This is a genomic window from Bradyrhizobium sp. 17, from assembly GCF_023073515.1.
In the GTDB taxonomy this organism is placed as follows: domain Bacteria; phylum Pseudomonadota; class Alphaproteobacteria; order Rhizobiales; family Xanthobacteraceae; genus Bradyrhizobium; species Bradyrhizobium canariense_D.
This window is the reverse complement of sequence record NZ_JADPJQ010000130.1, coordinates 250855-275197: the sequence shown is the minus strand read 5'-3', so window position 1 is coordinate 275197 and position 24343 is coordinate 250855. Positions and strand designations below refer to the sequence as shown.

Genomic DNA, 24343 nt, shown 5'->3' with positions numbered 1-24343 from the left:
TGTAAAAATGAGGACTACCGCGAAAGCATCCGATAGTAACGGCACTGCCGTCGCCGCCTCAGGATCACCATCATGAAGCTCCCCACCTCCCCTTTCACCGTCACCGACTGGAGCAAGGTCGAGCCGACCGTCCATCCCGGCGAGACCGGGCAAGCCAAGTGGCGTACGCTCGACATCGGCGATCTCCGGGTGCGGATGGTCGAATATTCGCCGGGCTATCTCGCCGACCATTGGTGCGACCGCGGCCACGTGCTGTACGTGCTGCAGGGCGAGCTCGACAGCGAGCTGCGCGACGGCCGCAAGTTCAAGCTCACGGCGGGGATGAGCTACCAGGTCTCGGATTTCGGCGATGCAGCGCACCGATCCTCGACGACGACGGGGGCGACGCTGTTTATCGTCGATTGAGGCGCCCCGGAAGGGTTAATTTGCACCGCAAAATAGCAAAATTCGGCGACATCCCGAGCGGCGGGTGGTGCCTTGAAGTGGCCCCAAAATCTCGCTATATTGTGATCATCGATACTTGGCCGAACGACTGGGCCGCTTCGCTTCGTTGCTGACGGGCGCGCACGCTTCAGATGATTTCTCCAACATCGACTGATCAGGACTATGGGCGCAATAGTGCGTACCGGTCCGCGTGTTAACTTCTTAAGCAAAGGAAATTCCCATGGCTATGGGCACCGTGAAGTGGTTCAACAATCAAAAGGGTTTTGGTTTCATTCAGCCGGATGACGGCGACAAGGACGTGTTCGTGCACATCAGCGCCGTCGAGCGCGCTGGCCTCTCGACCCTCAACGAAGGTCAGAAGGTCTCGTTCGACATCGTCGCCGATCGTCGCAGCGGCAAGTCCTCGGCTGACAATCTCCGCGTCGGCTAAAGCCCGCGCACCGTTCTGACCACGGACGTACCGGCAGAACGTCGAGTTAGAAAACCCCGCGACCGGGTTCCGGTTCGCGGGGTTCTTGTTTGGTGAGACAGGCGTCGCGTCATCCGCGATGTCGTGGGGTGGGCTATGCCTTCTTCAAGACCGAGACGAAGAACCCGTCCGTCCCCGTCCGCCGCGGCGTCATCAGCCAGCCTTCCGGCGATTGCAGCGCGGCTTGCGCAAACTCCTCGGCCTTGTCCCAGAGCACGCTCGCGGTCTGCTCGGGCGGCACCACAGCGAACTCGGGATGGCGGGCGGTGAACGCCCTCACCTGTTCGCCGTTCTCCTCTGAGAGCACCGAGCAGGTGATGTAGGCGATGCGGCCGCCGGCCTTGAGCAGCGGAACCGCGCGATCGAGCACCGCGGTCTGGTCCCGCAAGCGAATCTCCAGCGCGCCCGGACGCATGCGCCATTTGGCATCCGGATTGCGGCGCCAGGTTCCGGTTCCCGTGCAGGGCGCGTCGATCACGACGAGGTCGGCGGTCGCGCTGATCTCCGCCAGCGGATCGGCCTCGCCCTTGGGCGTGCGCACATCGGCATTGTGGACGCCGGCGCGCGACAGGCGTTCGTGAATGGGCGCAAGTTGCCGCTTGTCGCTGTCGGTCGCGATCAGCCGGCCCTTGCCCTGCATCATCGCGGCGAGCGCCAGCGTCTTGCCGCCGGCCCCCGCACAGAGATCGATCACCTGCTCGCCGGGTTTTGCCGCGGTCAAGGCAGCCGCAAGCTGTGACCCCTCATCCTGCACTTCAATGGCGCCCTTGATGAAATCCTCTTCGGCCTGGATGCCGGGGTTGCGCGCATCGGCCGAAAGCTCGATGCGCAGGCCGGTTGCGGACCAACGCGTCGGTTTCGCATGAAGGTGAGCAAGCGCCCCCAGCGTCTTGTCGCGATTGGATTTTAACGTGTTGACGCGCAGGTCGAGCGGCGCCCGGCTCGCCATCGCGGCCGCCTCCGCGACGCGTTCGTCGCCGAACGCTTTTGCCAAATACGGATCCAGCCATTCCGGATAGTCACCGGCGATCGCGGCCGGGGCACCTTCAAGCGACCGCGAGGCGAGCGCGGCCTGCTCGGCCTCGGTCAACGGCGCGGGGGCAAAGCGGCTGCCGTCGAACAGCGCGGCCATGGTCGCCGCGTCCATGTTGCGCTCGAGGCGGAGCATGCCGATCAGCCGAGCACGCGCGGTGTCCGAATCCATCAGGTAGGCGCTCGAAGCATAGCGGCGCAGCACGTCCCAGACGAGGCCGGCAATGGCGGCGCGGTCGCCGGATCCGGCGAAGCGGTGCGCGGTGCCCCATTCTTTCAGCGCCTTGGCCGCGGGCACGCGGTCTTTCTCGATGGTGTCGATCAGTTCGATGGCTGCGGACAGCCGGGCAGCGGGAGTCATTTGAATCTTTCAGATCAAATCCGACGGCTAACCGTCAGATCAACAAGAGCATCTTCAGTGCGAAGTAGATCCACATCGCGAGCAGCACGAGCACGCCGGCGAGCCAGATCGTGGAGCGGCGCCCGAGATTGTTGGAGGAGACGAAGATTCCGGCATGGACGAAGCGCGTCACCACGAACACCCAGGACATCAGCACGATGAAGAGATCGGCATGGCGCAACGGGAGCGCCAGCGCGATCAGGGCGTAGAACAGCACCGGCAATTCGAACTGGTTGCGGTAGCAATTGGCGATTTGTGTGGCGCCCTTGGGCCAGTTGGGCTCGCCGAGCGCAATGTCACGGCTCTTGGTCTCGCCGGAGACGAGCGCGCGCCGGCGTCCCAGCGCCATGGCGATCAGGAGCGCGAAGGTGAGACCGACCTGCACGAAGACCGGCAGCAAAACCATTTGAATGGACATCGAAATTTCTCGGGATTTTCCCATCCGGCGGAAGGCACAGCTAGCGTCCATTAGCGGTCACCGCTGGTCCTGACAATCAACGAGTTGAACCGGCGTTCCCGATGAGGCGACCAACTGTCGACAGTTAAAGCGATTTTGGCCCCTCGGGGCGCAAGGCGAGATACCGCCATGAACACCCTCTTCAGCCAGATCGGCAGCCTGACCGGCACTTTGACCGAGTCAGCCGACGGGCAGTTCGGCATCCTGATGTCGGCGCTGGCAGGCATCGCGACCGCGCTTGCGGTGGCGCTGGCGATGACGGTCTACTTCCGAATGAGCTATCGGACCTGGCGCGATGTCCTCAGGCATGGCCTCGCTGCGCTCGCCCTCCTCGCTCTGTTTGCGTTTGCCGCCTACGACATGCGCCATGCCGCGCTGGCCTATCTCGGCCTCAATCCCTCGAAACCCGCGGTCGAGTTCGAGATCCGCATGCCCAAGGAGACCTTGGCGGCGGTGTCCGACACCCAGATCGAGCTGCATACCGAGCGCAACCAGACGCTGGCACTGGTCGAGGGCGTGCGGGAGCTCGGTGATGGCCGCTCCGTGCTGCGTGGCGCGGTACCGCTCAACCACCGCACTGCGGACCGCGTGCTGGTCGTGAACCTGCCCGGCAAGGGCACCTTCGAATTCCGCCTCCGCCTGCCGGCCGAGCCGCATCGCTCCGAACAGTCCGGCGCTCAGTTCGGCCCTCAGTTCGGCCCTCAGTTCGGCCCTTGGCACCTCGCCGACCGCATCGCCTCGCCGCTGGCAAGCCCGGTCGCGCCGCAGGACGCCTACACAATCCGCTATCGCGTGCTTTAAACTTTGTTCGATCGCTGACCGCGGACGCGCCGTCATCGTTCCGACGTCGGGCGTGGCCTATGATCGATCCATGTCCGAATTTCGCCTGACACAGATCTCCGACGCCCATCTTGGCCGGCGCTTCCCTGGCCTGATCGCCAACTTCCAGGCGCTCAGCGAGCATATCGACACCGATAGGCCCGATCTCGTTGTCAACACCGGCGACGTCTCGTTCGACGGGCCGACCAGCCGCGACGATGTCGAATTCGCCAAGGGCCTGCACGATGCCCTGCCCGTCGCCTGCCGCTACATCCCCGGCAATCACGACATTGGCGACAATCCGACCGCGATCGGCCCTGCGCCGAAGCCGCCGGTCGCGGAAGCGCATCGTCAGCAATTCCGCGAGATCATCGGCGAGGACCATTGGTCGTTCGAGGCCGCGGGCTGGTGCTTCCTCGGCCTCAACTCGCTGGTGATGAACTCAGGGCTCGCCTTCGAGGCCGAGCAGTTCGATTGGCTTGCTTCGGAAGTTTCGCGCACGAACGGCAAGCCGGTCGCGCTGTTCGTACACAAGCCGGTATTTCTCAACGGGCCCGACGACCCCGAGACGCCGGAGACGTCGATCCGCTATGTGCCGCAGCCGGCCCGCGCGCGGCTGATCGAGATGTTTGCACATGTCGACCTGCGCCTCATCGCCAGCGGTCACGTGCACCAGCGGCGCGACTTTACCTGGCGCCACACCCGCCACGTCTGGGCGCCGTCGGCCGGCTTCAAGATCAACGATGCGCGCCAGGACCGGATCGCGATCAAGGAGGTCGGGCTCGTGGAGTACCGCTTCCAGCCCGACGGCTTCGAGGTTCGCCACGTCAGGGCCGCGGGCCAGGTCGATATCGATATCGAGGAGCTGCTCGCCCAGATGGGCGGTGCGCATTAGCGCCGCCAGTCGCGGCTCAAGCGACGCTTTTGAGATCCTGCTGGATCGCGGCAAGCAAGGACTGCAGCGCGTCGCTGTTCACCGGTTTGGCCCCGGTATTGGCGGGCAGAACATTGGCAGGCCGCGCGGCATTGACCGGGCGCTTGGGGAATGGCGGCGTGGGTGTGGGCATCGCGGATTGCGCGAACACGTCCTCGGTATGGACGAACTTGCCATGGATGACGTCGTCGCGACGGCCCATGACAAACATGGTCGCCCAATAACCGGCAGCCAGCAGGATTACGCAGAAAACAACAAGCTCTAACATCATCGCACCTGAAATATGCGCAATGATTCAATGCCTTCGCGAGCCCGTCAATGAACCGACGGTCACACCTGCGGCTTTTACGGGCGGGTGTGGCCGATCAGTCACTCTTTGTTAACCATACCCGGCCCCCGAGGGGGCGAGAGCGGCCGATCAAGCTTTGTCCGGCCCGACCCGCACCAGCTGCTTGCCGAAATTGGCCCCCTTGAGAAGCCCCATGAAGGCTTCGGGCGCGCTCTCCAGGCCCTCGGTGACGAACTCCTTGTACTTGACCTTGCCCTCGCGGACCCAGCCGGACATGTCGCGCAGGAAGTCGCCATGGCGGGAGGCGAAGTCGGAGACGATGAAGCCGCGGAAGGTCAGCCGCTTGGTCAGGGTCGCGCGCATCATGCTGGCGGCCCATTTCGGCGGCTTCGCTTCAGTGTCATTGTAGTGGGCGATGAGGCCGCAGACGGGTACGCGCGCAAACGCATTGAGCAGCGGGAACACCGCCTCGAACACGGCGCCGCCGACATTCTCGAAATAGACGTCGATGCCCTTCGGGCAGGCGTCCTTCAGCTTCGCGGCCAGATCGGGATCGCGGTGATCGATGCAGGCATCGAAGCCGAGCTCCTTCACGACGTAATCGCATTTGTCCTTGCCGCCGGCGATTCCAACCGCGCGTGCGCCCTTGATCTTCGCGATCTGTCCCACGGCCGAGCCGACCGCGCCGGAGGCGCCGGCGACGACGACGGTCTCGCCTTGCTGCGGCTTGCCGATATCGAGCAGGCCCGTGTAGGCGGTCATGCCGGGCATGCCCAGCACGCCGACGGCCGTCGAGATCGGCGCGAGCTTCGGGTCGATCTTGTTCAGCCCCTTGCCGTCGGAGATCGCGTGCGTCTGCCAGCCCGCGCGCGAGAGCACGATGTCACCCTTGGCAAAGTTTGGATTGTTGGAGGCTGCGACCTCGCAGACCGTACCGGCTTCCATCACACCACCGACGGGCACCGGCGTCGCGTAGGACGGACCGTCGCTCATGCGCCCGCGCATATAGGGATCGAGCGAGAGCCAGATCGTGCGCAGCAGGACTTCGCCTGCGGCAGGCGTAGGAACCGCGAATTCCTCGATGCGGAAATCGGACGGCTTTGGCTCCCCGACGGGACGCGCGGCGAGAACGATGCGTTTGCCTTGGGACATGATGGCTTCCTCCTGATTATGCTTCGGCGCGAACGGAAGCGGAGGGAGCGGAGCACGTCAACACAAAAGCACACTCTCGCTGTCATCGCCCGCGGGCGATCCAGTAATCCGAGAGGGTCGTGGTAGAGCCGAAAGGCCGCGGCGTAGTGGATGCCCCGCCTTCGCGGGGCATGACACCGTCATTTGGGCAATTCCAACGCGCAGCCGCGAGCCTAACCCCCGCCCGGATAGTTCGGCGCCTCGCGCGTGATGGTGACGTCGTGGACGTGGCTTTCGCGCAGGCCCGCGCCGGTGATGCGGACGAACTGGGCCTTGTCGTGCAGGTCCTTCATGTCCTTTGCACCGACATAGCCCATCGCGGCGCGCAGGCCGCCGGCGAGCTGGTGCATGACGTTGCCGACCGGGCCCTTGTAGGGCACCTGGCCCTCGATGCCTTCGGGCACGAGCTTGAGCGTGTCCTTGATGTCCTGCTGGAAGTAGCGGTCGGCCGAGCCGCGCGCCATCGCGCCGACCGAGCCCATGCCGCGATAGGCCTTGTAGGAGCGGCCCTGCCACAAGAACACTTCACCGGGCGTCTCGTCGGTGCCGGCGAGCAGCGAGCCGACCATCGCGATGTCGGCACCGGCAGCGAGCGCTTTGGCAAGGTCTCCGGAAAACTTGATGCCGCCGTCGGCAATGACGGGGATGTCCGACTTCTTCGCCGCCTCGACCGCATCCATGATCGCGGTGAGCTGGGGAACGCCGACGCCGGCGACGATGCGAGTGGTGCAGATCGAGCCCGGGCCGATGCCGACCTTGATGCAGTCCGCGCCCGCATCGATCAGCGCCTGCGCACCCTCCGAGGTCGCGACGTTGCCGGCAACGACCTGCACGGAATTGGACAGGCGCTTGATGCGGTTGACCGCATGGAGCACGTGACGGGAATGGCCGTGCGCGGTGTCGACCACGACGAGATCGACGCCGGCATCGATCAGCCGCTCGGTGCGCTCGAAGCCGCTATCGCCGACCGTGGTGGCGGCGGCGACGCGGAGGCGGCCCTGCGCGTCCTTGCAGGCCAGCGGATGGGCGACCGCCTTCTCCATGTCCTTCACGGTGACCAGGCCGACGCAGCGATACTGCTCGTCGACCACAAGCAGCTTCTCGATGCGATGCTGATGCAGCATCCGCCGCGCCTCGTCCTGGCTGACATTCTCGCGCACCGTGACGAGACCTTCATGGGTCATCAGCTCGGAGATTTTTTGCTGGCGGTCGGTGGCGAAGCGGACGTCGCGGTTGGTGAGAATGCCGACCAGCTTGCCCGGCGTGGACTTGCCCGCACCGGTGACGACGGGAATGCCGGAGATGCCGTGATCGCTCATCAGCTTGAGCGCGTCGTCCAGCGTGGCGTCCGGGCTGATCGTGAGCGGGTTCACCACCATGCCCGACTCGTAGCGCTTGACCTGCCGCACCTGGGCAGCCTGCCCTTCGGGATCGAAATTGCGATGGATGACGCCGATGCCGCCGGCCTGCGCCATGGCGATCGCCATGCGGGCTTCGGTGACCGTGTCCATGGCGGAGGCCATGATCGGGATGTTGAGCGGAATGGCGCGGGTGACGCGGGAGCGGATGTCGACCTCGCCCGGCATGACGTCCGACAGGCCCGGCTTCAGCAGCACGTCGTCGAACGTGAGGGCTTCGCGAATGCCTTGTTGCACCGTGGCCATGTGCCAACTCCTTCCGCGGCCCTGCCGCAAATAGCTATGGATGAGCGCCGCCCTCGGCGTACCTTGCGGCAACGCCGGAGAATCGGAGCCCATCGGTGGGGTTGACGCGGGTCGATAGCACGGGCGGGCGACGAATCAAAGCAATTCGGACCGCCGGCCAGCCATGCACAGGCTTTTTTGGGCAAGTTCGGCGGCGGATAGCCTTCGCGGCGGCACGTACTGGCGAACGGCAGATCATCGATCTCCGGCGCAGGGCGCACCCGCTTGGGGTCACGCGGGATTTAGGTGCTATGCGTCGATCCGCAATGGTCGCGGCCCAGTGGCGGTGATAAGCCGCAATTCTCGCCCTTCGTTCCCGATGTCCATTACCAATCCGTCATGGTCGACAAGCAACGCATCATTCCGCTGATCGTAGCCACTGCTCTCTTCATGGAGAACATGGACTCGACGGTGATCGCCACGTCGCTGCCCGCGATTGCGGCCGACATCGGCACCAGCCCACTGACGCTCAAGCTCGCGATCACTTCCTATCTGCTGTCGCTTGCGGTCTTCATCCCGGCGAGCGGCTGGACCGCCGACCGGTTCGGCGCGCGCCTGGTGTTTGCGATTGCCGTCGGCGTGTTCATGGTCGGCTCGGTCGGCTGCGCGCTCTCGACATCGGTCACCGATTTCGTGTTCGCGCGCATCCTCCAAGGCATGGGCGGGGCAATGATGACGCCGGTCGGGCGCCTCGTGCTGCTGCGGTCGGTCGACAAGAGCGCGCTGGTCAACGCGATGGCGTGGGTGACGGTCCCTGCCCTGATCGGCCCCGTGATCGGGCCGCCGCTCGGCGGCTTCATCACCACCTACGCGTCATGGCACTGGATCTTCCTGATCAACATCCCGATCGGGCTGCTCGGCATCTTCATGGCCTTGCGCTTCATCGATCCCATCAAAAGCGAGGAACGAGAGCCGTTCGACCTCTACGGCATGGTGCTCGCGGGCCTCGGGCTCGCCGGCATCGCCTTCGGGCTGTCGGTCGCCGGACTCAATCTGCTGCCATGGAGCACGGTTGCTGCCCTGGTCGTCGGCGGATCGATCTCGATGTCGCTGTATGTCCTTCACGCGCGGCGAACGGGGTCGCCGGTGCTGGACTTTACGCTGCTGAGGCTGCCGACACTGCGCGCGGCCGTTCTCGGCGGCTTCATGTTTCGGCTCGGCATCGGCGCGCTACCGTTCCTGCTGCCACTGCTGATGCAGATCGGATTCGGCCTCTCGCCGTTCAAGTCCGGCCTCGTCACGTTTGGCTCCTCGCTCGGCGCCATGGGCATGAAGGCGCTGGCCGCGCGCATCATCCGCGCCTTCGGCTTCCGCAACCTGATGACGGTGAACGCGATCATCAGTGCGGTTTTCCTGGCCGCCTGTGCCCTCTTCACCGTGACGACGCCCCTGCTGATCATCATGATCATCCTGGTGGTCGGCGGCTTCTTCCGTTCGCTCGAGTTCACCGCGATCAACACGGTGGCCTATGCCGAGGTCGAGCAGGCGCAGATGAGCCGCGCCACCACGCTCGTCAGCGTCAACCAGCAGCTCGCGGTCTCGGCCGGCGTCGCGGTCGGCGCCGCCTCCGTGGAGACGACAATGTGGTTCAGCCACGTCAGCGAGCTCGACGCCACCGTGTTTGCGCCGGCCTTTCTCGTGATCGCCCTGACTTCGGCGGCGTCGAGCTGGTTCTTCTGGCAGATGCCCGCCGATGCCGGCCACGAAGTTTCCGGCCGCAAAGCGGTGGAGATCGCGAGCCGCAAAGGTGCCGGCAAGGGCGCGGCCAAGGCGGCCGTCAAGGCGGCGACCGAGGATACGCAGGATGTGCGGGATCAGCGGCTGGGCTAGTGCTCCACCTCGTCGTTGCGAGCCCCCCGAAATCCCGTCGCGAGAACGTAGCGCTCCGAGGAATCCGCACGGCTTGCGGCCGGCTTGACGTGACGCACCGTGGCGAAATCGCGCTTGAGCTGGGCGAGCAGTTCGGCGTCGGCGCCACTCTGGAACGCCTTCGCCAGGAAGGTCCCGCCCGGCCTCAGCACATCGCAGGCGAACGCGGCAGCGGTCTCGATCAGGCCGACGATGCGAAGCTGGTCGGTCTTGCGATGACCGGTGGTGTTGGCAGCCATGTCGGACATGACAATGTCGGCGCCGCCGTCGAGCATGGCCTTGAGCTTGTCCGGCGCGTCATTGTCCATGAAGTCGAGCTGCGCGAACTCGACGCCGGCAATCTCGGGGATTTCGAGCAGGTCGATCGCGATGACCTTGCCCTTGCCGTCGACCGAGCCGACGCGCTTGGCGGCAATCTGGCTCCAGCCGCCCGGCGCGGCGCCGAGATCGACCACAGCCATGCCGTGCTTCAGCAGCCGGTATTTGTCATCGATCTCGAGCAGCTTGAACGCGGCGCGCGAGCGATAGCCCAGCGCCTTCGCCTTCACCACATAGGGATCGTTGAGCTGCCGCTCCAGCCAGAGCTTCGACGACAATTTGCGCTTGCCGTGGGTCTTGACCTGGACGTGCAAACGGCCGGTGGTGTCCTTGACCATCTCACCAGCTCCTGAGCGCGCCGTCTTCGCGCATCATCTCGACCAGCATGCCTTCGCGCAAGCCCCGGTCGGCGACGCGCAGGCGTGGCAGCGGAAAGGCGCGGCGGATCGCGTCGAGGATGGCGCAGCCGGCCAGGACGAGATCGGCGCGCTCAACGCTAATGCAGCTGTTCGCGGCGCGCTCCTCGTAGCTCATGCCAAGCAGCTTGTTAATGGTCGCGGTGACGTCGGTATCGTTCATCCAGACGCTGTCGATGCGGCGGCGGTCGTAGCGCGCGAGGTTGAGATGGATGCCGGCGAGCGTCGTCACAGTGCCTGACGTGCCGAGCAGATGCATATCAGTGAGATCGCCGCCATGCTGTTCGGCGAACGGCGCGATGTGATGGGCGACCTCGCGCTCCATCGCGGCGTAGATCTCGGGCGTCACGTCGCGGCCCCCGAACTGCTCGGCAAGCGTGACCACACCGAACGGGATCGACATCCAGGCTTTGATGCGCGGCTCCGGATTTGCGGCGTCGCGCTCGATCCGTACCAGCTCAGTCGAGCCGCCGCCGATGTCGAACAGGATTGCGCCGCGCCCCCTGGGATCGACCAGCGGCGAGCAGCCGAGCACGGCAAGCGCCGCCTCGGTCTCGCGGTCGATTACCTCGAGCTCGATCCCGGTCTCGGCAGCGACGCGGCTGCGAAAGCCTTCGGCATTCGAGGCGGCGCGGCACGCTTCGGTGGCGATCAGCCGCAGCCGCCGCGCTTTGCGCAGGTTGATCTTGTCGCGGCAGATGCCAAGCGCCACGATGGCGCGTTCGATCGCGGCCTCGCTGATGCACCCGGTTGCCGAGACGCCCTCGCCGAGCCGGATGATGCGCGAGAAGGAATCGACCACGCGAAAGCCGTCGTGGGTCGGACAGGCGATCAGGAGCCTGCAATTGTTGGTGCCGAGGTCGAGCGCCGCGTAGACGCCGGTTCCCGGCGCTTGCGCGCCGACGGCCGGTTCAGTGGCGAACGCCGCCGCCATCGACCCCAGCTCACCGTGCGGCGCAAGGCCGTCGCGGAGCCGCGTGTGGTCATTCATACAAACTGTCTTTCCGCGGCCGGTTAGGCCGATCTGGAATTGCTTTTTCGCCTGAAACATTAGCAGCGCACCAATCCTGCGCAACAACGCATCACATGGGACCATGCCCATTCGTGCGTTGTCGTGAGCGGGCCGGTGGGTTATTTTTGAGGGGTCCGGACCCCAGGCGCCCCCCAAACCGCGCATTTGCCGGCTTTTCAGGTCAATTCCATGCAAGAACACACCAAATCCTCCACGCTCGAAAACGCTATTGCACTGCAAAAATATGGCGTCGGGCAGCCGGTCCGCCGCAAGGAGGACGATACCCTGGTGCGCGGCAAGGGCCGCTACACCGACGATTTCAACCTGCCCGGCCAGGCCCATGCCGTGATCGTTCGCTCGACCCATGCCCATGGCGTCATTCGCGGCATCAACATCGATGCAGCCAGAGCAATGCCGGGCGTGCTCGGGGTGTGGACCGGCAAAGACCTCGATGCGGCCGGCTACGGCCCCTTCACCTGCGGCCTGCCGCTGAAGAGCCGTGACGGCTCGCCCCTGCTCCAGACCAACCGCCAGCCGCTCGCAACCGACAAGGTCCGCTTCGTCGGCGATCCCGTCGCCTTCGTGGTGGCGGAGACGCTGGCCCAGGCGCGCGACGCGGCCGAGGCGGTCGAACTCGACATCGAGCCGCTGCCGGCGGTGACCGATCCCGAGGAAGCCGCAAAACCCGGCGCGCCGCAGCTCTACGACCACATCCCGAACAATGTCGCGCTCGACTACCACTATGGCGACACCGACAAGGTCAACGCGGCCTTCGCCAGTGCTGCTCACGTGACCAAGGTCGACATCGAGAACACCCGCGTCGCCGTGGTCTCGATGGAGCCACGCGTTGGCCTTGCCTCCTATGACAAGAAGACCGAGCGCTACACTCTTCAGGTGCCCACGCAGGGGGTGGCAGGCAACCGTGCCAATCTCGCCAAGAACCTGAAAGTGCCGAACGAAAATGTGCGCATTCTCACCGCCAATGTCGGCGGCTCCTTCGGCATGAAGAACATCAATTACCCCGAATACATGTGCATCCTGTACGCGGCAAAGACGCTGGGACGGCCGGTGAAATGGCTGGACGAACGCTCGACCAGCTTCTTGTCCGACAGCCACGGCCGTGCGCAGAAAATTCACGCCGAACTCGCGCTGGATGCCGAGGGGCATTTCCTCGCCGCCAAGCTCTCGGGCTACGGCAATCTCGGTGCCTACATCACCGGCGTTGCGCCCAGCCCGCTCTCGCTCAACACCAGCAAGAACTTTTCCAGCGTCTATCGCACGCCGCTGATGGCCGTCGACATCAAGACGGTGCTGACCAACACCACGTTGATGGGCGCCTATCGCGGCGCCGGCCGGCCCGAGGCCAACTACTACATGGAGCGGCTAATCGACCGCGCCGCGGACGAGATGGGCATCAACCGGCTGACCCTGCGGAAGCGCAACTTCATCAAGCAGAACCAGATGCCGTTCGCCGCGTCCTCCGGCGTCACCTATGACAGCGGCGACTTCCAGGCCGTCTTCAACAAGGCCCTCGAAATCTCCGACCACGAGAATTTTGCCAAGCGCAAGAAGGAGAGCAAGAAGTCCGGCAAGCTGCGTGGCATCGCCGTCGGCTCCTATCTGGAGGTGACCGCACCTCCCGGCGTCGAGCTCGGCAAGATCGTGTTCGATCCCGATGGCTCGGTGCAGCTCATCACCGGGACGCTCGATTACGGTCAGGGCCACGCATCCGCATTCGCGCAGGTCCTCTGCCAGCAGCTCGGCGTTCCCTTCGACAGCGTCAAGCTGGTGCAGGGCGACAGCGACATCGTCCACACCGGCAACGGCACCGGTGGCTCGCGCTCGATCACCGCGACCGGCATGGCGATCGTGGGCGCCGCCAAGCTCGTGATCGAAAAGGGCAAGCGCGCCGCCGCGCACATGCTGGAGGCATCCGAAGCCGACATCGAATTCGAAGGCGGCAGTTTTACGATCGCCGGCACCGACCGCAGCATCGACATCATGGAGCTCGCCAAGCGCCTGCACGACGGCAAGATGCCGGAGGGCGTGCCCGACAGCCTCGACGTCGATCACACCAGCGAACCGGTGCCGTCAGCCTTCCCGAACGGCTGCCATGTCGCCGAGGTCGAGATCGACCCTGAGACCGGCGTCGTGCAGATCGTGCGCTACAGCGCGGTCAACGATTTCGGCACGGTGATCAACCCGCTGCTGGTCGCAGGCCAGCTCCATGGCGGCGTCGTCCAGGGCATTGGCCAAGCTCTCATGGAGCACGTCCGCTACGACGAGAGCGGCCAGCCGATCACGGGCTCGCTGATGGACTACGCTCTGCCGCGCGCCGAGGACGTTCCGAACATGACGGTCGGCGACCACCCGGTGGCGGCCACGGCCAATCCGCTCGGCAGCAAAGGCTGCGGCGAAGCCGGCTGCGCCGGCAGCCTGTCGACGGTCGTGAACGCGGTGATCGACGCGCTCTCCGACTACGGCATCAAGCACATCGACATGCCGCTGACGCCGGAACGCGTGTGGCGCGCGATCCAGGATGCGAAGGGGAAAGCGGCGTAGGGCTGCCCTTCTGCCTCCACAAGCAGACTGTCATCGCCCGGCTCGACCGGGCGATCCAGTACTCCGAGACGGAAGCGATTGACCGATAGGCTGCGGCGTACTGGATTCCCCGCCTTCGCGGGGAATGACAGCGAGGGTGAGGACGCGCTGCGCCCCTTACATGCCGCCTAAGCCGCCGCCTGCTCGCGCGGCTGGTAGATCGCGATGTGCTGGCAGTGCGCCAGCGGCGTCGTGCCGTTGGCGACCACCAGCGCGTCGAGCTCGACGAAGCGGTGGCCCTTCTTCTCGTAGTTCGCGGTGACTTTTGCCCGCGCGGTGATCTCGTCGCCGGCGCGCGCGGCTGACAGCAATTGCATGCGGCTGCCGACATGGATCCAGGGGCCGAGGATCGTGTTGTCCACCAGCACGCGGTTCATGACGCGCTGAATCAGGCCGGGATGGCCGAGCCCCCCGCCCGCGAAGATCGGATCGGTTTCACGGATGTCGGCGAGATAGTCGGCGGCATCCTGCCCGGCCCAGCGGCGCGGTGTCGTGCCCAGCCATTTGCCGGTCTCGAATGTTGCCGGGCTGACCGGTTTGCGCTCGGCAATCGCGGGGACCTCGACATAGTCGCTCAACCATACCGCAGTCGCAATCGCCGGCAGCGACGCCGTGCCGGTGGCACACAGCTCGGTGCGGCTGAACACCTCGATGGTGAGCAGGCCGTTGTGCTCGGTCGCATCGACGTCGGCGGTCTCGCCGTCATAGACCGGCTTGATGAAACGCGCCTCGATCAGCCCGCGCGACAGGAAATCGCGGCCCCAGCGCGCCACCGGCACATGCATCATGTAGGCGAAGACGTCGACGCCGGGGACCAGCCCACCGGAAAACCCGAAACGGCGCGCCACTGCATCGTCATGCATCTTGTTTTCGGATTGCTTGGCCGTGTTGTAGGCCTGGACGCGATAGGTTTCGAGCCGGTTCGGCATGGCTTGGCTTTCCCCAATTTCTTGTTGTTTCGGCCCGATCGTAGGCCCTGAGGAACCGGGGTCAATCCCCTCGCCTTTGCGGCCCGAATGGGGTACCACGCGGCTGCTGCGGAACCGCTTCGCAAGCCCCATCTACGGACCATGACGAACCCTCAAAACACCACCCGTATCTATGTCGACGCCGACGCCTGTCCGGTGAAGGACGAGATCTATCGCGTCGCCGGCAGGCACGGCCTGCCCGTGAGCGTGGTCGCGGGCAATTTCATCCGCGTGCCCCAGGATCCACTCATCGAGCGGATCGCCGCTGGTGCCAGCATGGACGCAGCCGATGACTGGATCGCGGAACGCGCCGGGCCCGGCGACATCGTCATTACCTCGGATATTCCGCTCGCAAGCCGCTGCGTGAAGGCCGGCGCCGATGTGATCGCGTCCAACGGCAAGGCGTTCACCGAGGAATCGATCGGGATGACGCTCGCGGTCCGCAACCTGATGACCGATTTGCGCTCGGCCGGCGAAGTCACCGGCGGTCCGAAATCGTATTCACCGCGCGACCGCTCGACGTTTCTGTCGACGCTCGACCAGACCATCCGCCGCATTCAGCGCCGCCGCGCCGACCAGGCCGCAACAAGACAGGACTGAGACACCGCATGGCGCCACCGCTGATTCAACTGCGCGATATCAAGCTGACCTTTGGCGGCACGCCGCTCCTGGCGGGCGTCGAACTGTCGGTTTCGACCGGCGAGCGCGTCTGCCTGATCGGCCGCAACGGTTCCGGCAAATCGACGCTGCTCAAGATCGCCGCCGGCCTGGTCGAACCGGATGGCGGCAGCCGTTTCGTGCAGCCCGGCGCCACCATTCGCTACCTGCCGCAGGAGCCGGATTTTTCCGGTTTCTCCACCACGCTCGCTTATGTCGAGGCCGGCCTCAATGCTGGCGACGACCACTATCAGGCGCGCTATCTGGTCGAGCAGCTCGGTCTCAGCGGCGAAGAAGATCCGGCGCATGTCTCCGGCGGCGAAGCGCGCCGCGCCGCGCTGGCACGCGTGCTGGCGCCCTCGCCCGACATCCTGCTGCTGGATGAGCCGACCAACCATCTGGATCTTCCGACCATCGAATGGCTGGAGAGTGAACTGGAGAGCCGCCGCTGCGCGCTGGTGATCATCAGCCACGATCGGCGCTTCCTCGGCAATCTCTCGCGCAGCACCGCCTGGCTCGACCGCGGCCAGATCCGGCAGATCGACCGCGGCTTCAGTGCCTTCGAGGCTTGGCGCGACGAGGTGCTCGCGGAGGAAGAGCGCGACCAGCACAAGCTCGACCGCAAGATCGTCAACGAGGAGCACTGGCTGCGTTACGGCGTCTCGGGCCGCCGCAAGCGCAACGTCAAGCGACTCGGCAATCTCCACGCGCTGCGCGACCAGCGCCGCACCCATCGCGGCGCGACGGGCAACGCCAACCTCGCGGCTGCCGAGGCCGACAAGTCCGGCAAGCTCGTCATCGAGGCCAAGAATATCAGCCGGTCCTATGGCGAGCGAAAGATCGTCGACGGCTTCTCGATCCGCGTCCAGCGCGGCGATCGCATCGGCATCGTCGGCCCGAACGGCGCCGGCAAGACCACGCTGATCGAGATGCTGACCGGCGGCAGCGCACCGGACAGCGGCAGCATACGGCTCGGCGCCAACATCGAGATGGCGACGCTCGACCAGCATCGTGAAAGTCTCGATCCGAAGACGACGCTGGCCGAGGCGCTGACCGGCGGCCGCGGCGACCATGTCATGGTTGGCGGCAAGCCGAAGCATGTCGTCAGTTACATGAAGGACTTCCTGTTCGCCCAGGAACAGATGCGCACGCCGCTGGAGGTGCTGTCGGGCGGTGAGCGCGGCCGGCTGATGCTGGCACGCGCGCTGGCAAAACCCTCCAACCTCCTGGTGCTGGACGAGCCGACCAACGACCTCGACCTGGAGACCCTCGACGTCCTCGAGGAGATGCTCAGCGATTACGAGGGCACCGTGATTCTGATCAGCCACGATCGCGATTTTCTCGACCGCGTGGTGACGTCCGTGATCGTGCCCGAGGGCAACGGACGCTGGCTCGAATATGCCGGCGGCTATACCGACATGCTGGCCCAGCGCGGCGCCGACGTGAAGCGCGCGACCGCGAAGGCCGTCGAAGAGACGAGAGAGCAGCGATCAGCCGTGCCGTCCGGCGTCGCGAGACGACGCTTGACCTTCAACGAGCAACACGCGCTGGAGACGCTGCCCAAGACCATCGCCAAGCTGCAGGCCGAGATCGCCAAGCAGCAGCGCTTCCTTGACGACCGCGATCTCTTTCGCAAGGATCGCAAGCGCTTCGACCAGGCCTCCGACGCTCTGACGAAGGCGCAAAAGGAACTGGCCGAGGCCGAGGACAAATGGCTGGAGCTCGAAGTGCGGCGCGAAGAGATTGAACAGGCCTAGCGTGCATTCCGCAAAAGTGGGCACCGCTTTTGCAAACGGGATGCGCGCCAACTCAGAGACTTCCATGACAACGACCCTTGCCGCCAAGATCGCCCGCGAATACGGCACGCCCTGCGCCGTTATCGACATGGACAAGGTAGAGCGCAACATCGCGCGGATTCAGAAGGCTTGCGACGACGCCGGGATCGCCAACCGTCCCCACGTCAAGACGCACAAGAACCCCACCATCGCGAAGATGCAGATCGCGGCCGGTGCCAAGGGCATCACGTGCCAGAAGCTCGGTGAAGCCGAGATCATGGCCAATGCCGGCATCGACGATATCCTGATCAGCTACAACCTGCTCGGCGAAGAGAAGATGGCGCGGTTAGGGGCGCTGCAGGCGAAGGCCAACATGACGGTCGCCGCTGACAATTCGACCGTCGTCGCCGGCCTGCCCAAGGCCGCCGCAGCCTCAGGTCGACCGCTATCGGTCGTGGTCGAATGCGATACCGGCCGCCAGCGCGCCGGCGTCGAGACGCCCGCCGAGGCGATTGCACTGGCGCAGGAGATTGCCGCATCCAAGGGCCTGCAATTCGCCGGCTTCATGCTGTATCCGACCGAGACTGGTTGGGCGGACACCCAAAAATTCTATGACGAAGCTCTGGCCGGCGTGCGCGCACACGGGCTGGATGCAAAAATCGTCTCGACCGGCGGCACGCCGAACCTGAAGAACCTCGGCAAGCTCAAGGGCGGCACCGAGCATCGCTTCGGCACCTACATCTATAACGACCGCATGCAGGTCGCGGCCGGCGTCGCCACCTGGGACGACTGCGCGCTGCACATCTATTCGACCGTGGTCAGCCGCGCCGCGCCTGAGCGCGGGATTCTGGACGCCGGCTCAAAGACTCTGACGACGGATACCGGCGGCCTCGACGGCCACGGCCTCATCCTGGAGCACCCCGAAGCGAAGATCGCACGCTTCGCCGAGGAGCACGGCTTCCTCGACCTCTCCCGCAGCAACACCCGGCCTAACGTCGGCGACGTCGTGCGGGTCGTGCCAAATCATGTCTGCGTCGTCGTCAACATGATGGACGAAGTGGTGATGGTGCGCGGCGAGGAGATCATCGGCACGCTGCCGGTGGCGGCACGGGGGAAGCTGCGATAGCTAGCCCCCGATCAGTGCCTCGAGTTCCCGGACCAATCCATCGCGAAAGAGTTTGATCGGCCGCTCCAGCCGACCGGCGGGGGCGCGATGCACCACCCATGCGCGCACGGCGGGTTTGAAGTCGCGCGCAGCGACCGGCTTGAGCCTGTCGCGAAATGGGCTACGCTTGAGGGCGATCGGGGTGACCAGCCCGACGCCGAGGCCGCGCGACACCAGCGACAGGCGGAGCTCACTGTCCAGCGCCTCGACGGCGATGTTGAACGGAAGATGCGAGGCATCGAATTTTCGCTTCAGCGTATCGCGAAATCCACAGCCGTCCTGGTTGATCACCCACGACAGTTGGGACAGCCGTTCCAGGTCGACGGTGCGCGGGATCTTCATCTCGCGTGCGACGACGAAGACGACGGGCTGCGCGCCGAGATCGTCGGCCGCCAGATCGGCGGGCGGCACTGCACCGTCGGGGAGACAAATCGCGGCTGCATCGAGCTCGTTGCGGCAGACACGCTCGAGCTGGTTCGGCGACCAACCGGAGACCACCCGCACCGCCAGCGCGGGAAATTCGGCGCGCACCGCATCGAGTGGTGCGGTCAAGCCCGCTTCCGAGAGAAACGGCGTCAGGCCGAGCCTGAACTCGCCGCGGACCATTCCGTCGCTGGCAACGCCCGACTTGAGGTCGTCCAGCATCCTGAGCAGGCGCCTGCCCTGCTCGTAGGCCTCATGCCCCGCTGCCGTCGGCTTCAGGGGCTTCGAGAGCCGATCCAGAAGCTGCGCCCCCAACATCTCCTCGAGATTCTGGATGCGTCGGGTCACGCCAGGCTGGGTGAGATTGAGACGCGCCGAAGCTGCGACAATCGATCCGGTCTCGACTACGGCGACGAAAGCGACGAGGTCATGGGTATTCATAACAAACCCGCATATTCTTTATCGGCTTATTTGAATTGTAGCATATTGCTCGCTCCGCTTAAAGGGTCCCGCGCCACAGCTGCGAGGTCCCATGACTATCTCCGAAACCGCCAGGCCCGCGTCCCGAAACCAGCTCGCCGAGCGGCCCCTGATCTGGCTCGGCGCGATCACCGCCGGTGTCGTCGTCACCAATCTGTTCGCGCCGCAGATCCTGCTCGGCCTGATCGGCCGGTCAATGTCCATGCCGGCGTGGCAGGCGGGGCTGATCAGCACGCTGACCTTGCTGGGCTACGCACTCGGCCTGCTGCTGCTCGTACCTCTGGTCGATCTGGTCGAGAACCGGCTTGTCATCCTCCGCACACTCGGCTGCGCGATCCTCGCCGCTCTCGCGACGGCGCTCGCGCCGACGCCCTCGCTCCTGCTGCTCGCCACCTTCATCCTTGGCGCCTGTTGCGCGGCGATCCAGATGATGGTTCCGCTGGTCGCATCTATGGTGGCGCCGGATCGCCGCGGTCAGGCCATCGGCGAGGTGATGGGCGGATTGATGATCGGCATCCTCTTGTCACGACCTGCGGCGAGCATGATCGCCGATCTCTGGAGCTGGCGCGCCTACTATGTCGTTTCGGCCGCTCTGATGGCCCTGCTTGCCGGCGCACTCGCCCGTTACCTTCCAACCCTTCGACCGTCGGCACGCGCGAGTTACGCCGATTTACTGCTGTCCTTTCCAAGACTGCTGCGCGAAGAGCCGGTGCTGCGCGTGCGGGCCTGGACCGCCTCGCTTGTCATGGCCTCCTTCACGGCGTTCTGGTCGGCGGTCGCGCTGCGGCTGCCGGATGCGCCGTTCGACCTCGACGCCAAGGGAATTGCGGCTTTCGCGCTGATCGGTGTGGCGGGCGCCGCGGCGACACCGATCGCGGGACGCTGGGGCGACAAGGGCCGGGCGCGCCCGATGTTCTTTGCCGCCCATCTGCTCATCATCGGCTCGCTTGCGCTCTGTGCCTGGGCGAGCGTGCTTGAATCCCAGATCACCGGTCTGCTGGTACTCAGCCTCGGCACGATCCTGCTCGACGTCGGCATCACCACCGATCAGACGCTGGGCCGCCGCGCCATCAACCTGTTGCGCCCCGAGGCCCGCGGTCGCATGAACGGCCTGTTCGTCGCGCTGTTCTTCGTTGGCGGTGGCATCGGCGCGGCGGCGGCATCGCTGGCCTGGAGTTTTGGCGGCTGGACGATGGTCTGCGCGGTGGCGGCAAGCTTCGGCGTGCTCGGCCTCCTCACGGATCTCGCAACCCGGACCGGGACGTCATGATGCGGATGGTCAGGACGACAGTTGGACGAGCCGTCGCAACACACCCCTGCCCGCCGCAGCTCCCGTCGCGAACGAGGCCTGGAGCAAATAGCCACCGGTCGGCGCCTCCCAGTCCAGCATCTCACCGGCCGCGAACACGCCCGGCAGTTTGCGGATCATGAAGTCCGAGTCGAGTTCATCGAAGGAAATCCCGCCGGCGCTGGAGATCGCGCGCGCGATCGGCGCGACGCGTGTGAGCTTGACCGGCACGGCGTTGATGAGCTCCGCCAATCGCTCGGCCGATATTGCCGACAACGACTGGCCAGCACCGATGGTGGCCTCCTGCAGCAGCCCGACCGCGACCGGCGACAGCTGCGCAGCCTTGCGCAGGAAGTTGGAGAAGGATTGCTTGCCGCGCGAGGCGGACAGGCGCTTGACGAGTTCGCCATGATCGACATCCGGCCGCAACGCGACGTGCAGGACCGCTGCGCCGTTCGCTGCGATCGCCTCGCGCAGCTCGGCCGACAACGCATAGATCGTCCCGCCCTCGATCCCGCCGCTTGTGATCATGGCCTCGCCGCGGGCGCGGTGTGGGCCGAAGGAGAGCGTGATGCCCTTGAGCGGCTGGCCCTCGAAGCGCGTGCGGAAGATTTCGGACCATGCGACGGTGAAGCCGGAGTTCGCCGGCCGCAGCGGCGAGATCGCAACGCCTTTGTCGGCCAGGATCGTCGTCCAGCCGCCATCGCAGCCCAGTCGCGGCCAGCTGGCGCCGCCGAGTGCCAGCACTATCGCGTCCGCGGCGATGCCGTCTCCGCCGCCGGGTGGGTCAAAGACCAGTCGTCCGTCCCCGTCCCAGCCCATCCAGCGCTGGCGAAACGCAAAGTGCACGCCGGCGGCATCGAGGCGTCGCAGCCAGGCCCGCAGCAAGGGCGAGGCCTTGAAGGCCTTCGGAAACACACGCCCGCTGGAGCCGACAAAAGTCGGCTCGCCCAGCGCCTCGCTCCAGGCGCGCAGCGCGTCAGGCGGAAACGCTTCGATCGCAGCCTGCAACCTCTGCGCCGCCTCGCGGTAGCGCGTGATGAACTGAGGCAGCGGTTCGCTGTGGGTGAGATTGAGCCCGCCGCGGCCGGCCATCAGGAATTTGCGGCCAGCGGACGGCATCGAATCGTAGACGGTGACGCGAGCACCACCCTGCACGAGCACTTCGGCCGCCATCAGACCGGCAGGGCCGGCGCCGATGACGGCGACCGCTGTCAGAGTTTTACCCCGGCGCGCGCAGCGGCTTGCGCCACGTATTTCTGCGTCTGCTCGAAAGCTCCCTGCAGCGCCTTCGCTTTTGACATGTCGCTGATCTCGGCGAAATGCGCCGCGACCGCATCCGGGGTCCACTCGGACTCCGGCAGGTTGATGCCTTCGCTCTCGACGATCTTGATCACCGCGAACGAGCCGGCGCCGGCGCCCATGATGGTGCGGGTCGGCGCGTCCTCGCTCAGCATGTACTCGACCGCGGGCGTGATCGCGTTCGGCTTCATCAACTGCAGCGCCTGCGGCGGCAGCAGCTCTTCCGTCATGCGGGTCGCTGCCGTCGGCGAGATGATGTTGACGCGGATGTCGCTCTTGCGGCCTTCTTCCGCCAGCACGTTCATCAGGCCGACCATGCCGGACTTGGCCGCTCCGTAATTGGCCTGGCCGAAATTGCCGTAGAGGCCGGAGGACGACGTCGTCAGGACGATGCGGCCATAGTTGCGATCGCGCATGCCGGCCCAGGCCGCCTTGCAGCAATAGAAGGTGCCGACGAGGTGCACGTCGAGCACCTTCTGGAAATCGGCCGCTTCCATCTTGCCGAACGACTTGTCGCGCAAAATGCCGGCATTGGCACACAAGAGGTCCACGCTGCCCCACTCCTTGGTGGCGCGCTCGACCATCGCGGTGACCTGCTCGAAATTCGAGACGTCGGCGCCGTCGGCCATGGCGGTGCCGCCCGCTTTGCGGATCTCCTCGACAACGGTCTCCGCCGGCGACAGCGAGCCGCCGCTGCCGTCGCGCGCGCCGCCGAAATCGTTGACCACGACTTTCGCGCCGCGGCTTGCCAATCCCAGCGCATGCGCGCGCCCCAAACCATTGCCCGCGCCGGTGACGATGGCGACGCGTCCGTCGAACCTGATTGCCATTGTGCTTCCTTGTGCTGTCTTCCCTTCTCCCCTTGTGGGAGAACGAGCCCTTAGCTAACTATTTGATCGCACGAGGGAAACCAAGAGCGGCGTCCGCATGGTGTCCCTTGCGCGTGGTTCCCTCCGCCGTGCGAAATCGATGCTTCGGCCTCGGGGATGAAATGGCAAGGCTGGCTCAGACCTACGCGCGTTACCCGCAATCATCGTCAGGCAGGATGGCCGTGCATATCCATTGCGGCGAGTCGTCATCTCTTTTGCGCGCAAGAACTACCTTGCCTTGGTTGAACGCCAGCCCAAAGTTGCCGACGCGGTTCTGATTGGCTCTATCTCGTTCGACAAAGAGAGGAAGCAGCTTGTAAAGACGTATCAAGCGGGACTGGCTCTAGTAGCCCCAACCGTTACCTTGGATTTGACGGAACCCAAGGAACTAATTGCTAGCGCTCGCGCTGATGACAAACCAGAATGAACGACGACGACGACGATTTCGAACAATTGCTTCTCGCCAATAGGCGGGAATACGGGCCTATGGTTTTGTCGAGGCAGCGTTCAGAAGCTGAGCGACGGCGGTGACGACCTGAACTGGTGCGAACGGTTTGGTGAGAAGGATGCTGCCCGGCACGCCGTGAGAAGGCCACTCGTCGCCCGAGACACCAGTCATGTAGATCACCGGCATGTCGGGCTTGATCTCGCGCACGCGCTTGCCGACCTTCCAACCGCTCAATCGACCCGCCAGATTGACATCCGTCAGCAGAGCGCGAAACTTGTCTTTGTCGGCGCTGAGTATCGTCAGCGCCTCTTCGCCTGATGACAAGGATACGGCGCCAAAGCCGGCCTCGCTGAGTGCGTCCTCGATGAACCCTTGAACAGCGTGCTCGTCTTCGACGACGAGAACGACCGGCAGCAACTCTTTCACACCTAACTTCCCCTGAAACCCTTAGCTTAAGTTACAAAGTGAACACTTGTTCCGGAAGATATTACCGCCAAGCAGCAGCTTGGGCCTGTCGGGGCTTATCCGCTTGATATACCTCTAAATTTCCGAGTGCGCCCCTACGCAGGAAGGCCGGAACACGGTAAAGTTCCTCTTCGCTCCAACAGGAGTTGCTGTGTATGCCTCGCTCCCCCTCCATCGTGCCGCATGTCGATCACGACACCTATCTTGTGCTGAACGATTTTGGCAGCTTCGGGCGCGCCTGGTGCGAGGCTGACGAAAAAGACAGTGACCGCGCATCGCTTCTCCGCCGCCTTTTGGAAGACCAATATAGTCATCCGGTGCGGATCGTCGCGTTCAATACCGCCGAGGGCTGGTCGCGCGACGTGACGGTAGATATTGCCGACGAGCTGCGTCGCCGTTTTGTCGAGTACGATGACGTGCCAAGTTCTGTGCAGGAGTTTGTGGAGACCGCAGTCCGGCGGTGACCACGCCCGCAAGGTTGGAGAACAAGCGGGCGAGCGCTTCCGCGATGCAATGCCGGCCTACGCGCCAAACGCGCGGCTGATCTCG

23 protein-coding genes are annotated in these 24343 nt (G+C 65.0%); 11 read left to right on the top strand and 12 right to left on the bottom strand.

From position 1 onward, the window contains the following. Window positions 1-72: 72 nt before the first annotated feature. On the top strand, window positions 73-405 hold the full coding sequence (locus IVB13_RS37470) for a DHCW motif cupin fold protein (protein WP_085362172.1): 333 nt from the start codon (window positions 73-75) through the stop codon (window positions 403-405). 259 nt (window positions 406-664) lie between these two features. Further along, entirely contained in the window at window positions 665-874 is a 210-nt protein-coding gene (locus IVB13_RS37465; protein WP_007592195.1) for a cold-shock protein, read from the top strand. 133 nt (window positions 875-1007) lie between these two features. On the opposite strand, the gene IVB13_RS37460 is transcribed toward IVB13_RS37465, so the two are convergent. Both IVB13_RS37460 and IVB13_RS37455 read right to left on the bottom strand, forming a co-directional pair. Further along, window positions 1008-2306 (bottom strand): RsmB/NOP family class I SAM-dependent RNA methyltransferase, encoded by a 1299-nt coding sequence (locus IVB13_RS37460; protein WP_247406367.1) that lies wholly within the window; start codon window positions 2304-2306, stop codon window positions 1008-1010. A gap of 34 nt (window positions 2307-2340) precedes the next feature. Then, window positions 2341-2763 carry an MAPEG family protein gene (locus tag IVB13_RS37455; protein ID WP_026233755.1) on the bottom strand — a complete coding sequence of 141 codons (423 nt, stop codon included), beginning with the start codon at window positions 2761-2763 and terminating at the stop codon, window positions 2341-2343. Between the two features lie 168 nt (window positions 2764-2931). Between IVB13_RS37455 and IVB13_RS37450 the strand changes: the two genes are divergently transcribed. Together IVB13_RS37450 and IVB13_RS37445 are read left to right on the top strand one after the other, a co-directional pair. Next, window positions 2932-3603 (top strand): acriflavin resistance protein, encoded by a 672-nt coding sequence (locus tag IVB13_RS37450; RefSeq protein ID WP_085352854.1) that lies wholly within the window; start codon window positions 2932-2934, stop codon window positions 3601-3603. Between the two features lie 70 nt (window positions 3604-3673). After that, window positions 3674-4516, top strand: coding sequence for a metallophosphoesterase (locus tag IVB13_RS37445; RefSeq protein WP_085352853.1), 843 nt, complete (start codon window positions 3674-3676; stop codon window positions 4514-4516). Window positions 4517-4532: 16 nt separating this feature from the next. Here the strand turns inward: IVB13_RS37445 and IVB13_RS37440 are convergent, their stop codons facing one another. From IVB13_RS37440 to guaB, 3 genes are all read right to left on the bottom strand, one after another. Then, on the bottom strand, window positions 4533-4823 hold the full coding sequence (locus IVB13_RS37440) for a hypothetical protein (RefSeq protein ID WP_026233756.1): 291 nt from the start codon (window positions 4821-4823) through the stop codon (window positions 4533-4535). A 150-nt stretch (window positions 4824-4973) separates the two neighbouring features. After that, window positions 4974-5996: an NADP-dependent oxidoreductase gene (locus IVB13_RS37435; RefSeq protein ID WP_085352852.1), complete on the bottom strand. Its 1023-nt coding sequence runs from the start codon at window positions 5994-5996 to the stop codon at window positions 4974-4976. A gap of 212 nt (window positions 5997-6208) precedes the next feature. Beyond that, window positions 6209-7699, bottom strand: coding sequence for an IMP dehydrogenase (guaB, locus tag IVB13_RS37430; RefSeq protein WP_007609139.1), 1491 nt, complete (start codon window positions 7697-7699; stop codon window positions 6209-6211). Between the two features lie 378 nt (window positions 7700-8077). Here guaB and IVB13_RS37425 point away from each other — a divergent pair, with 378 nt between their 5' ends. Then, entirely contained in the window at window positions 8078-9568 is a 1491-nt protein-coding gene (locus tag IVB13_RS37425) for an MFS transporter (RefSeq protein ID WP_085362189.1), read from the top strand. On the opposite strand, the gene IVB13_RS37420 is transcribed toward IVB13_RS37425, so the two are convergent. Both IVB13_RS37420 and IVB13_RS37415 read right to left on the bottom strand, forming a co-directional pair. Beyond that, complete coding sequence (locus IVB13_RS37420) at window positions 9565-10263, bottom strand: RlmE family RNA methyltransferase (protein ID WP_018459201.1); 699 nt, start codon at window positions 10261-10263, stop codon at window positions 9565-9567. The genes IVB13_RS37425 and IVB13_RS37420 overlap by 4 nt on opposite strands. Window position 10264: 1 nt before the next feature. Beyond that, window positions 10265-11332: a Ppx/GppA phosphatase family protein gene (locus IVB13_RS37415; RefSeq protein ID WP_026233757.1), complete on the bottom strand. Its 1068-nt coding sequence runs from the start codon at window positions 11330-11332 to the stop codon at window positions 10265-10267. A gap of 210 nt (window positions 11333-11542) precedes the next feature. Here IVB13_RS37415 and IVB13_RS37410 point away from each other — a divergent pair, with 210 nt between their 5' ends. Beyond that, window positions 11543-13915 carry a xanthine dehydrogenase family protein molybdopterin-binding subunit gene (locus IVB13_RS37410; protein ID WP_247492555.1) on the top strand — a complete coding sequence of 791 codons (2373 nt, stop codon included), beginning with the start codon at window positions 11543-11545 and terminating at the stop codon, window positions 13913-13915. Between the two features lie 167 nt (window positions 13916-14082). On the opposite strand, the gene IVB13_RS37405 is transcribed toward IVB13_RS37410, so the two are convergent. Then, on the bottom strand, window positions 14083-14883 hold the full coding sequence (locus IVB13_RS37405; RefSeq protein ID WP_247492553.1) for a hypothetical protein: 801 nt from the start codon (window positions 14881-14883) through the stop codon (window positions 14083-14085). Window positions 14884-15024: 141 nt separating this feature from the next. Here IVB13_RS37405 and IVB13_RS37400 point away from each other — a divergent pair, with 141 nt between their 5' ends. The 3 genes from IVB13_RS37400 to IVB13_RS37390 all read left to right on the top strand — a co-directional run bounded on the left by IVB13_RS37400 (window position 15025) and on the right by IVB13_RS37390 (window position 18480). Next, complete coding sequence (locus IVB13_RS37400) at window positions 15025-15522, top strand: YaiI/YqxD family protein (protein WP_018459205.1); 498 nt, start codon at window positions 15025-15027, stop codon at window positions 15520-15522. Window positions 15523-15530: 8 nt separating this feature from the next. After that, window positions 15531-17336 (top strand): ATP-binding cassette domain-containing protein, encoded by a 1806-nt coding sequence (locus tag IVB13_RS37395; protein ID WP_247369245.1) that lies wholly within the window; start codon window positions 15531-15533, stop codon window positions 17334-17336. Between the two features lie 64 nt (window positions 17337-17400). Continuing rightward, window positions 17401-18480 carry an alanine racemase gene (locus tag IVB13_RS37390; protein WP_247492551.1) on the top strand — a complete coding sequence of 360 codons (1080 nt, stop codon included), beginning with the start codon at window positions 17401-17403 and terminating at the stop codon, window positions 18478-18480. Here IVB13_RS37390 and IVB13_RS37385 read toward each other — a convergent pair whose 3' ends face one another. Further along, the gene (locus tag IVB13_RS37385) at window positions 18481-19383 is read right to left on the bottom strand and encodes a LysR family transcriptional regulator (RefSeq protein ID WP_247369239.1); all 903 of its coding nucleotides are present in this window, start codon (window positions 19381-19383) and stop codon (window positions 18481-18483) included. A gap of 91 nt (window positions 19384-19474) precedes the next feature. Between IVB13_RS37385 and IVB13_RS37380 the strand changes: the two genes are divergently transcribed. Then, window positions 19475-20692 carry an MFS transporter gene (locus IVB13_RS37380; RefSeq protein WP_247369237.1) on the top strand — a complete coding sequence of 406 codons (1218 nt, stop codon included), beginning with the start codon at window positions 19475-19477 and terminating at the stop codon, window positions 20690-20692. 9 nt (window positions 20693-20701) lie between these two features. Here IVB13_RS37380 and IVB13_RS37375 read toward each other — a convergent pair whose 3' ends face one another. The 3 genes from IVB13_RS37375 to IVB13_RS37365 form a co-directional block, all read right to left on the bottom strand. Further along, window positions 20702-21928 (bottom strand): TIGR03862 family flavoprotein, encoded by a 1227-nt coding sequence (locus tag IVB13_RS37375; RefSeq protein WP_256465007.1) that lies wholly within the window; start codon window positions 21926-21928, stop codon window positions 20702-20704. Continuing rightward, entirely contained in the window at window positions 21925-22842 is a 918-nt protein-coding gene (locus IVB13_RS37370; protein ID WP_018459211.1) for an SDR family NAD(P)-dependent oxidoreductase, read from the bottom strand. Before IVB13_RS37370 ends, IVB13_RS37375 begins: the two co-directional genes overlap by 4 nt. Window positions 22843-23365: 523 nt before the next feature. Continuing rightward, a complete protein-coding gene (locus IVB13_RS37365; protein ID WP_247455813.1) occupies window positions 23366-23755 on the bottom strand; it encodes a response regulator in 390 nt (129 codons plus the stop codon). A gap of 194 nt (window positions 23756-23949) precedes the next feature. Between IVB13_RS37365 and IVB13_RS37360 the strand changes: the two genes are divergently transcribed. Further along, a complete protein-coding gene (locus IVB13_RS37360; RefSeq protein WP_247455814.1) occupies window positions 23950-24258 on the top strand; it encodes a hypothetical protein in 309 nt (102 codons plus the stop codon). The last annotated feature ends 85 nt before the right edge of the window (window positions 24259-24343 follow it).

Coding starts and splice junctions, on each gene's coding strand:
- IVB13_RS37470 (WP_085362172.1), top strand. CDS start 73: ATGAAGCTCCCCACCTCCCCTTTCACCGTCACCGACTGGAGCAAGGTC.
- IVB13_RS37465 (WP_007592195.1), top strand. CDS start 665: ATGGCTATGGGCACCGTGAAGTGGTTCAACAATCAAAAGGGTTTTGGT.
- IVB13_RS37460 (WP_247406367.1), bottom strand. CDS start 2,306: ATGACTCCCGCTGCCCGGCTGTCCGCAGCCATCGAACTGATCGACACC.
- IVB13_RS37455 (WP_026233755.1), bottom strand. CDS start 2,763: ATGTCCATTCAAATGGTTTTGCTGCCGGTCTTCGTGCAGGTCGGTCTC.
- IVB13_RS37450 (WP_085352854.1), top strand. CDS start 2,932: ATGAACACCCTCTTCAGCCAGATCGGCAGCCTGACCGGCACTTTGACC.
- IVB13_RS37445 (WP_085352853.1), top strand. CDS start 3,674: ATGTCCGAATTTCGCCTGACACAGATCTCCGACGCCCATCTTGGCCGG.
- IVB13_RS37440 (WP_026233756.1), bottom strand. CDS start 4,823: ATGTTAGAGCTTGTTGTTTTCTGCGTAATCCTGCTGGCTGCCGGTTAT.
- IVB13_RS37435 (WP_085352852.1), bottom strand. CDS start 5,996: ATGTCCCAAGGCAAACGCATCGTTCTCGCCGCGCGTCCCGTCGGGGAG.
- guaB (WP_007609139.1), bottom strand. CDS start 7,699: ATGGCCACGGTGCAACAAGGCATTCGCGAAGCCCTCACGTTCGACGAC.
- IVB13_RS37425 (WP_085362189.1), top strand. CDS start 8,078: ATGGTCGACAAGCAACGCATCATTCCGCTGATCGTAGCCACTGCTCTC.
- IVB13_RS37420 (WP_018459201.1), bottom strand. CDS start 10,263: ATGGTCAAGGACACCACCGGCCGTTTGCACGTCCAGGTCAAGACCCAC.
- IVB13_RS37415 (WP_026233757.1), bottom strand. CDS start 11,332: ATGAATGACCACACGCGGCTCCGCGACGGCCTTGCGCCGCACGGTGAG.
- IVB13_RS37410 (WP_247492555.1), top strand. CDS start 11,543: ATGCAAGAACACACCAAATCCTCCACGCTCGAAAACGCTATTGCACTG.
- IVB13_RS37405 (WP_247492553.1), bottom strand. CDS start 14,883: ATGCCGAACCGGCTCGAAACCTATCGCGTCCAGGCCTACAACACGGCC.
- IVB13_RS37400 (WP_018459205.1), top strand. CDS start 15,025: ATGACGAACCCTCAAAACACCACCCGTATCTATGTCGACGCCGACGCC.
- IVB13_RS37395 (WP_247369245.1), top strand. CDS start 15,531: ATGGCGCCACCGCTGATTCAACTGCGCGATATCAAGCTGACCTTTGGC.
- IVB13_RS37390 (WP_247492551.1), top strand. CDS start 17,401: ATGACAACGACCCTTGCCGCCAAGATCGCCCGCGAATACGGCACGCCC.
- IVB13_RS37385 (WP_247369239.1), bottom strand. CDS start 19,383: ATGAATACCCATGACCTCGTCGCTTTCGTCGCCGTAGTCGAGACCGGA.
- IVB13_RS37380 (WP_247369237.1), top strand. CDS start 19,475: ATGACTATCTCCGAAACCGCCAGGCCCGCGTCCCGAAACCAGCTCGCC.
- IVB13_RS37370 (WP_018459211.1), bottom strand. CDS start 22,842: ATGGCAATCAGGTTCGACGGACGCGTCGCCATCGTCACCGGCGCGGGC.
- IVB13_RS37360 (WP_247455814.1), top strand. CDS start 23,950: ATGCCTCGCTCCCCCTCCATCGTGCCGCATGTCGATCACGACACCTAT.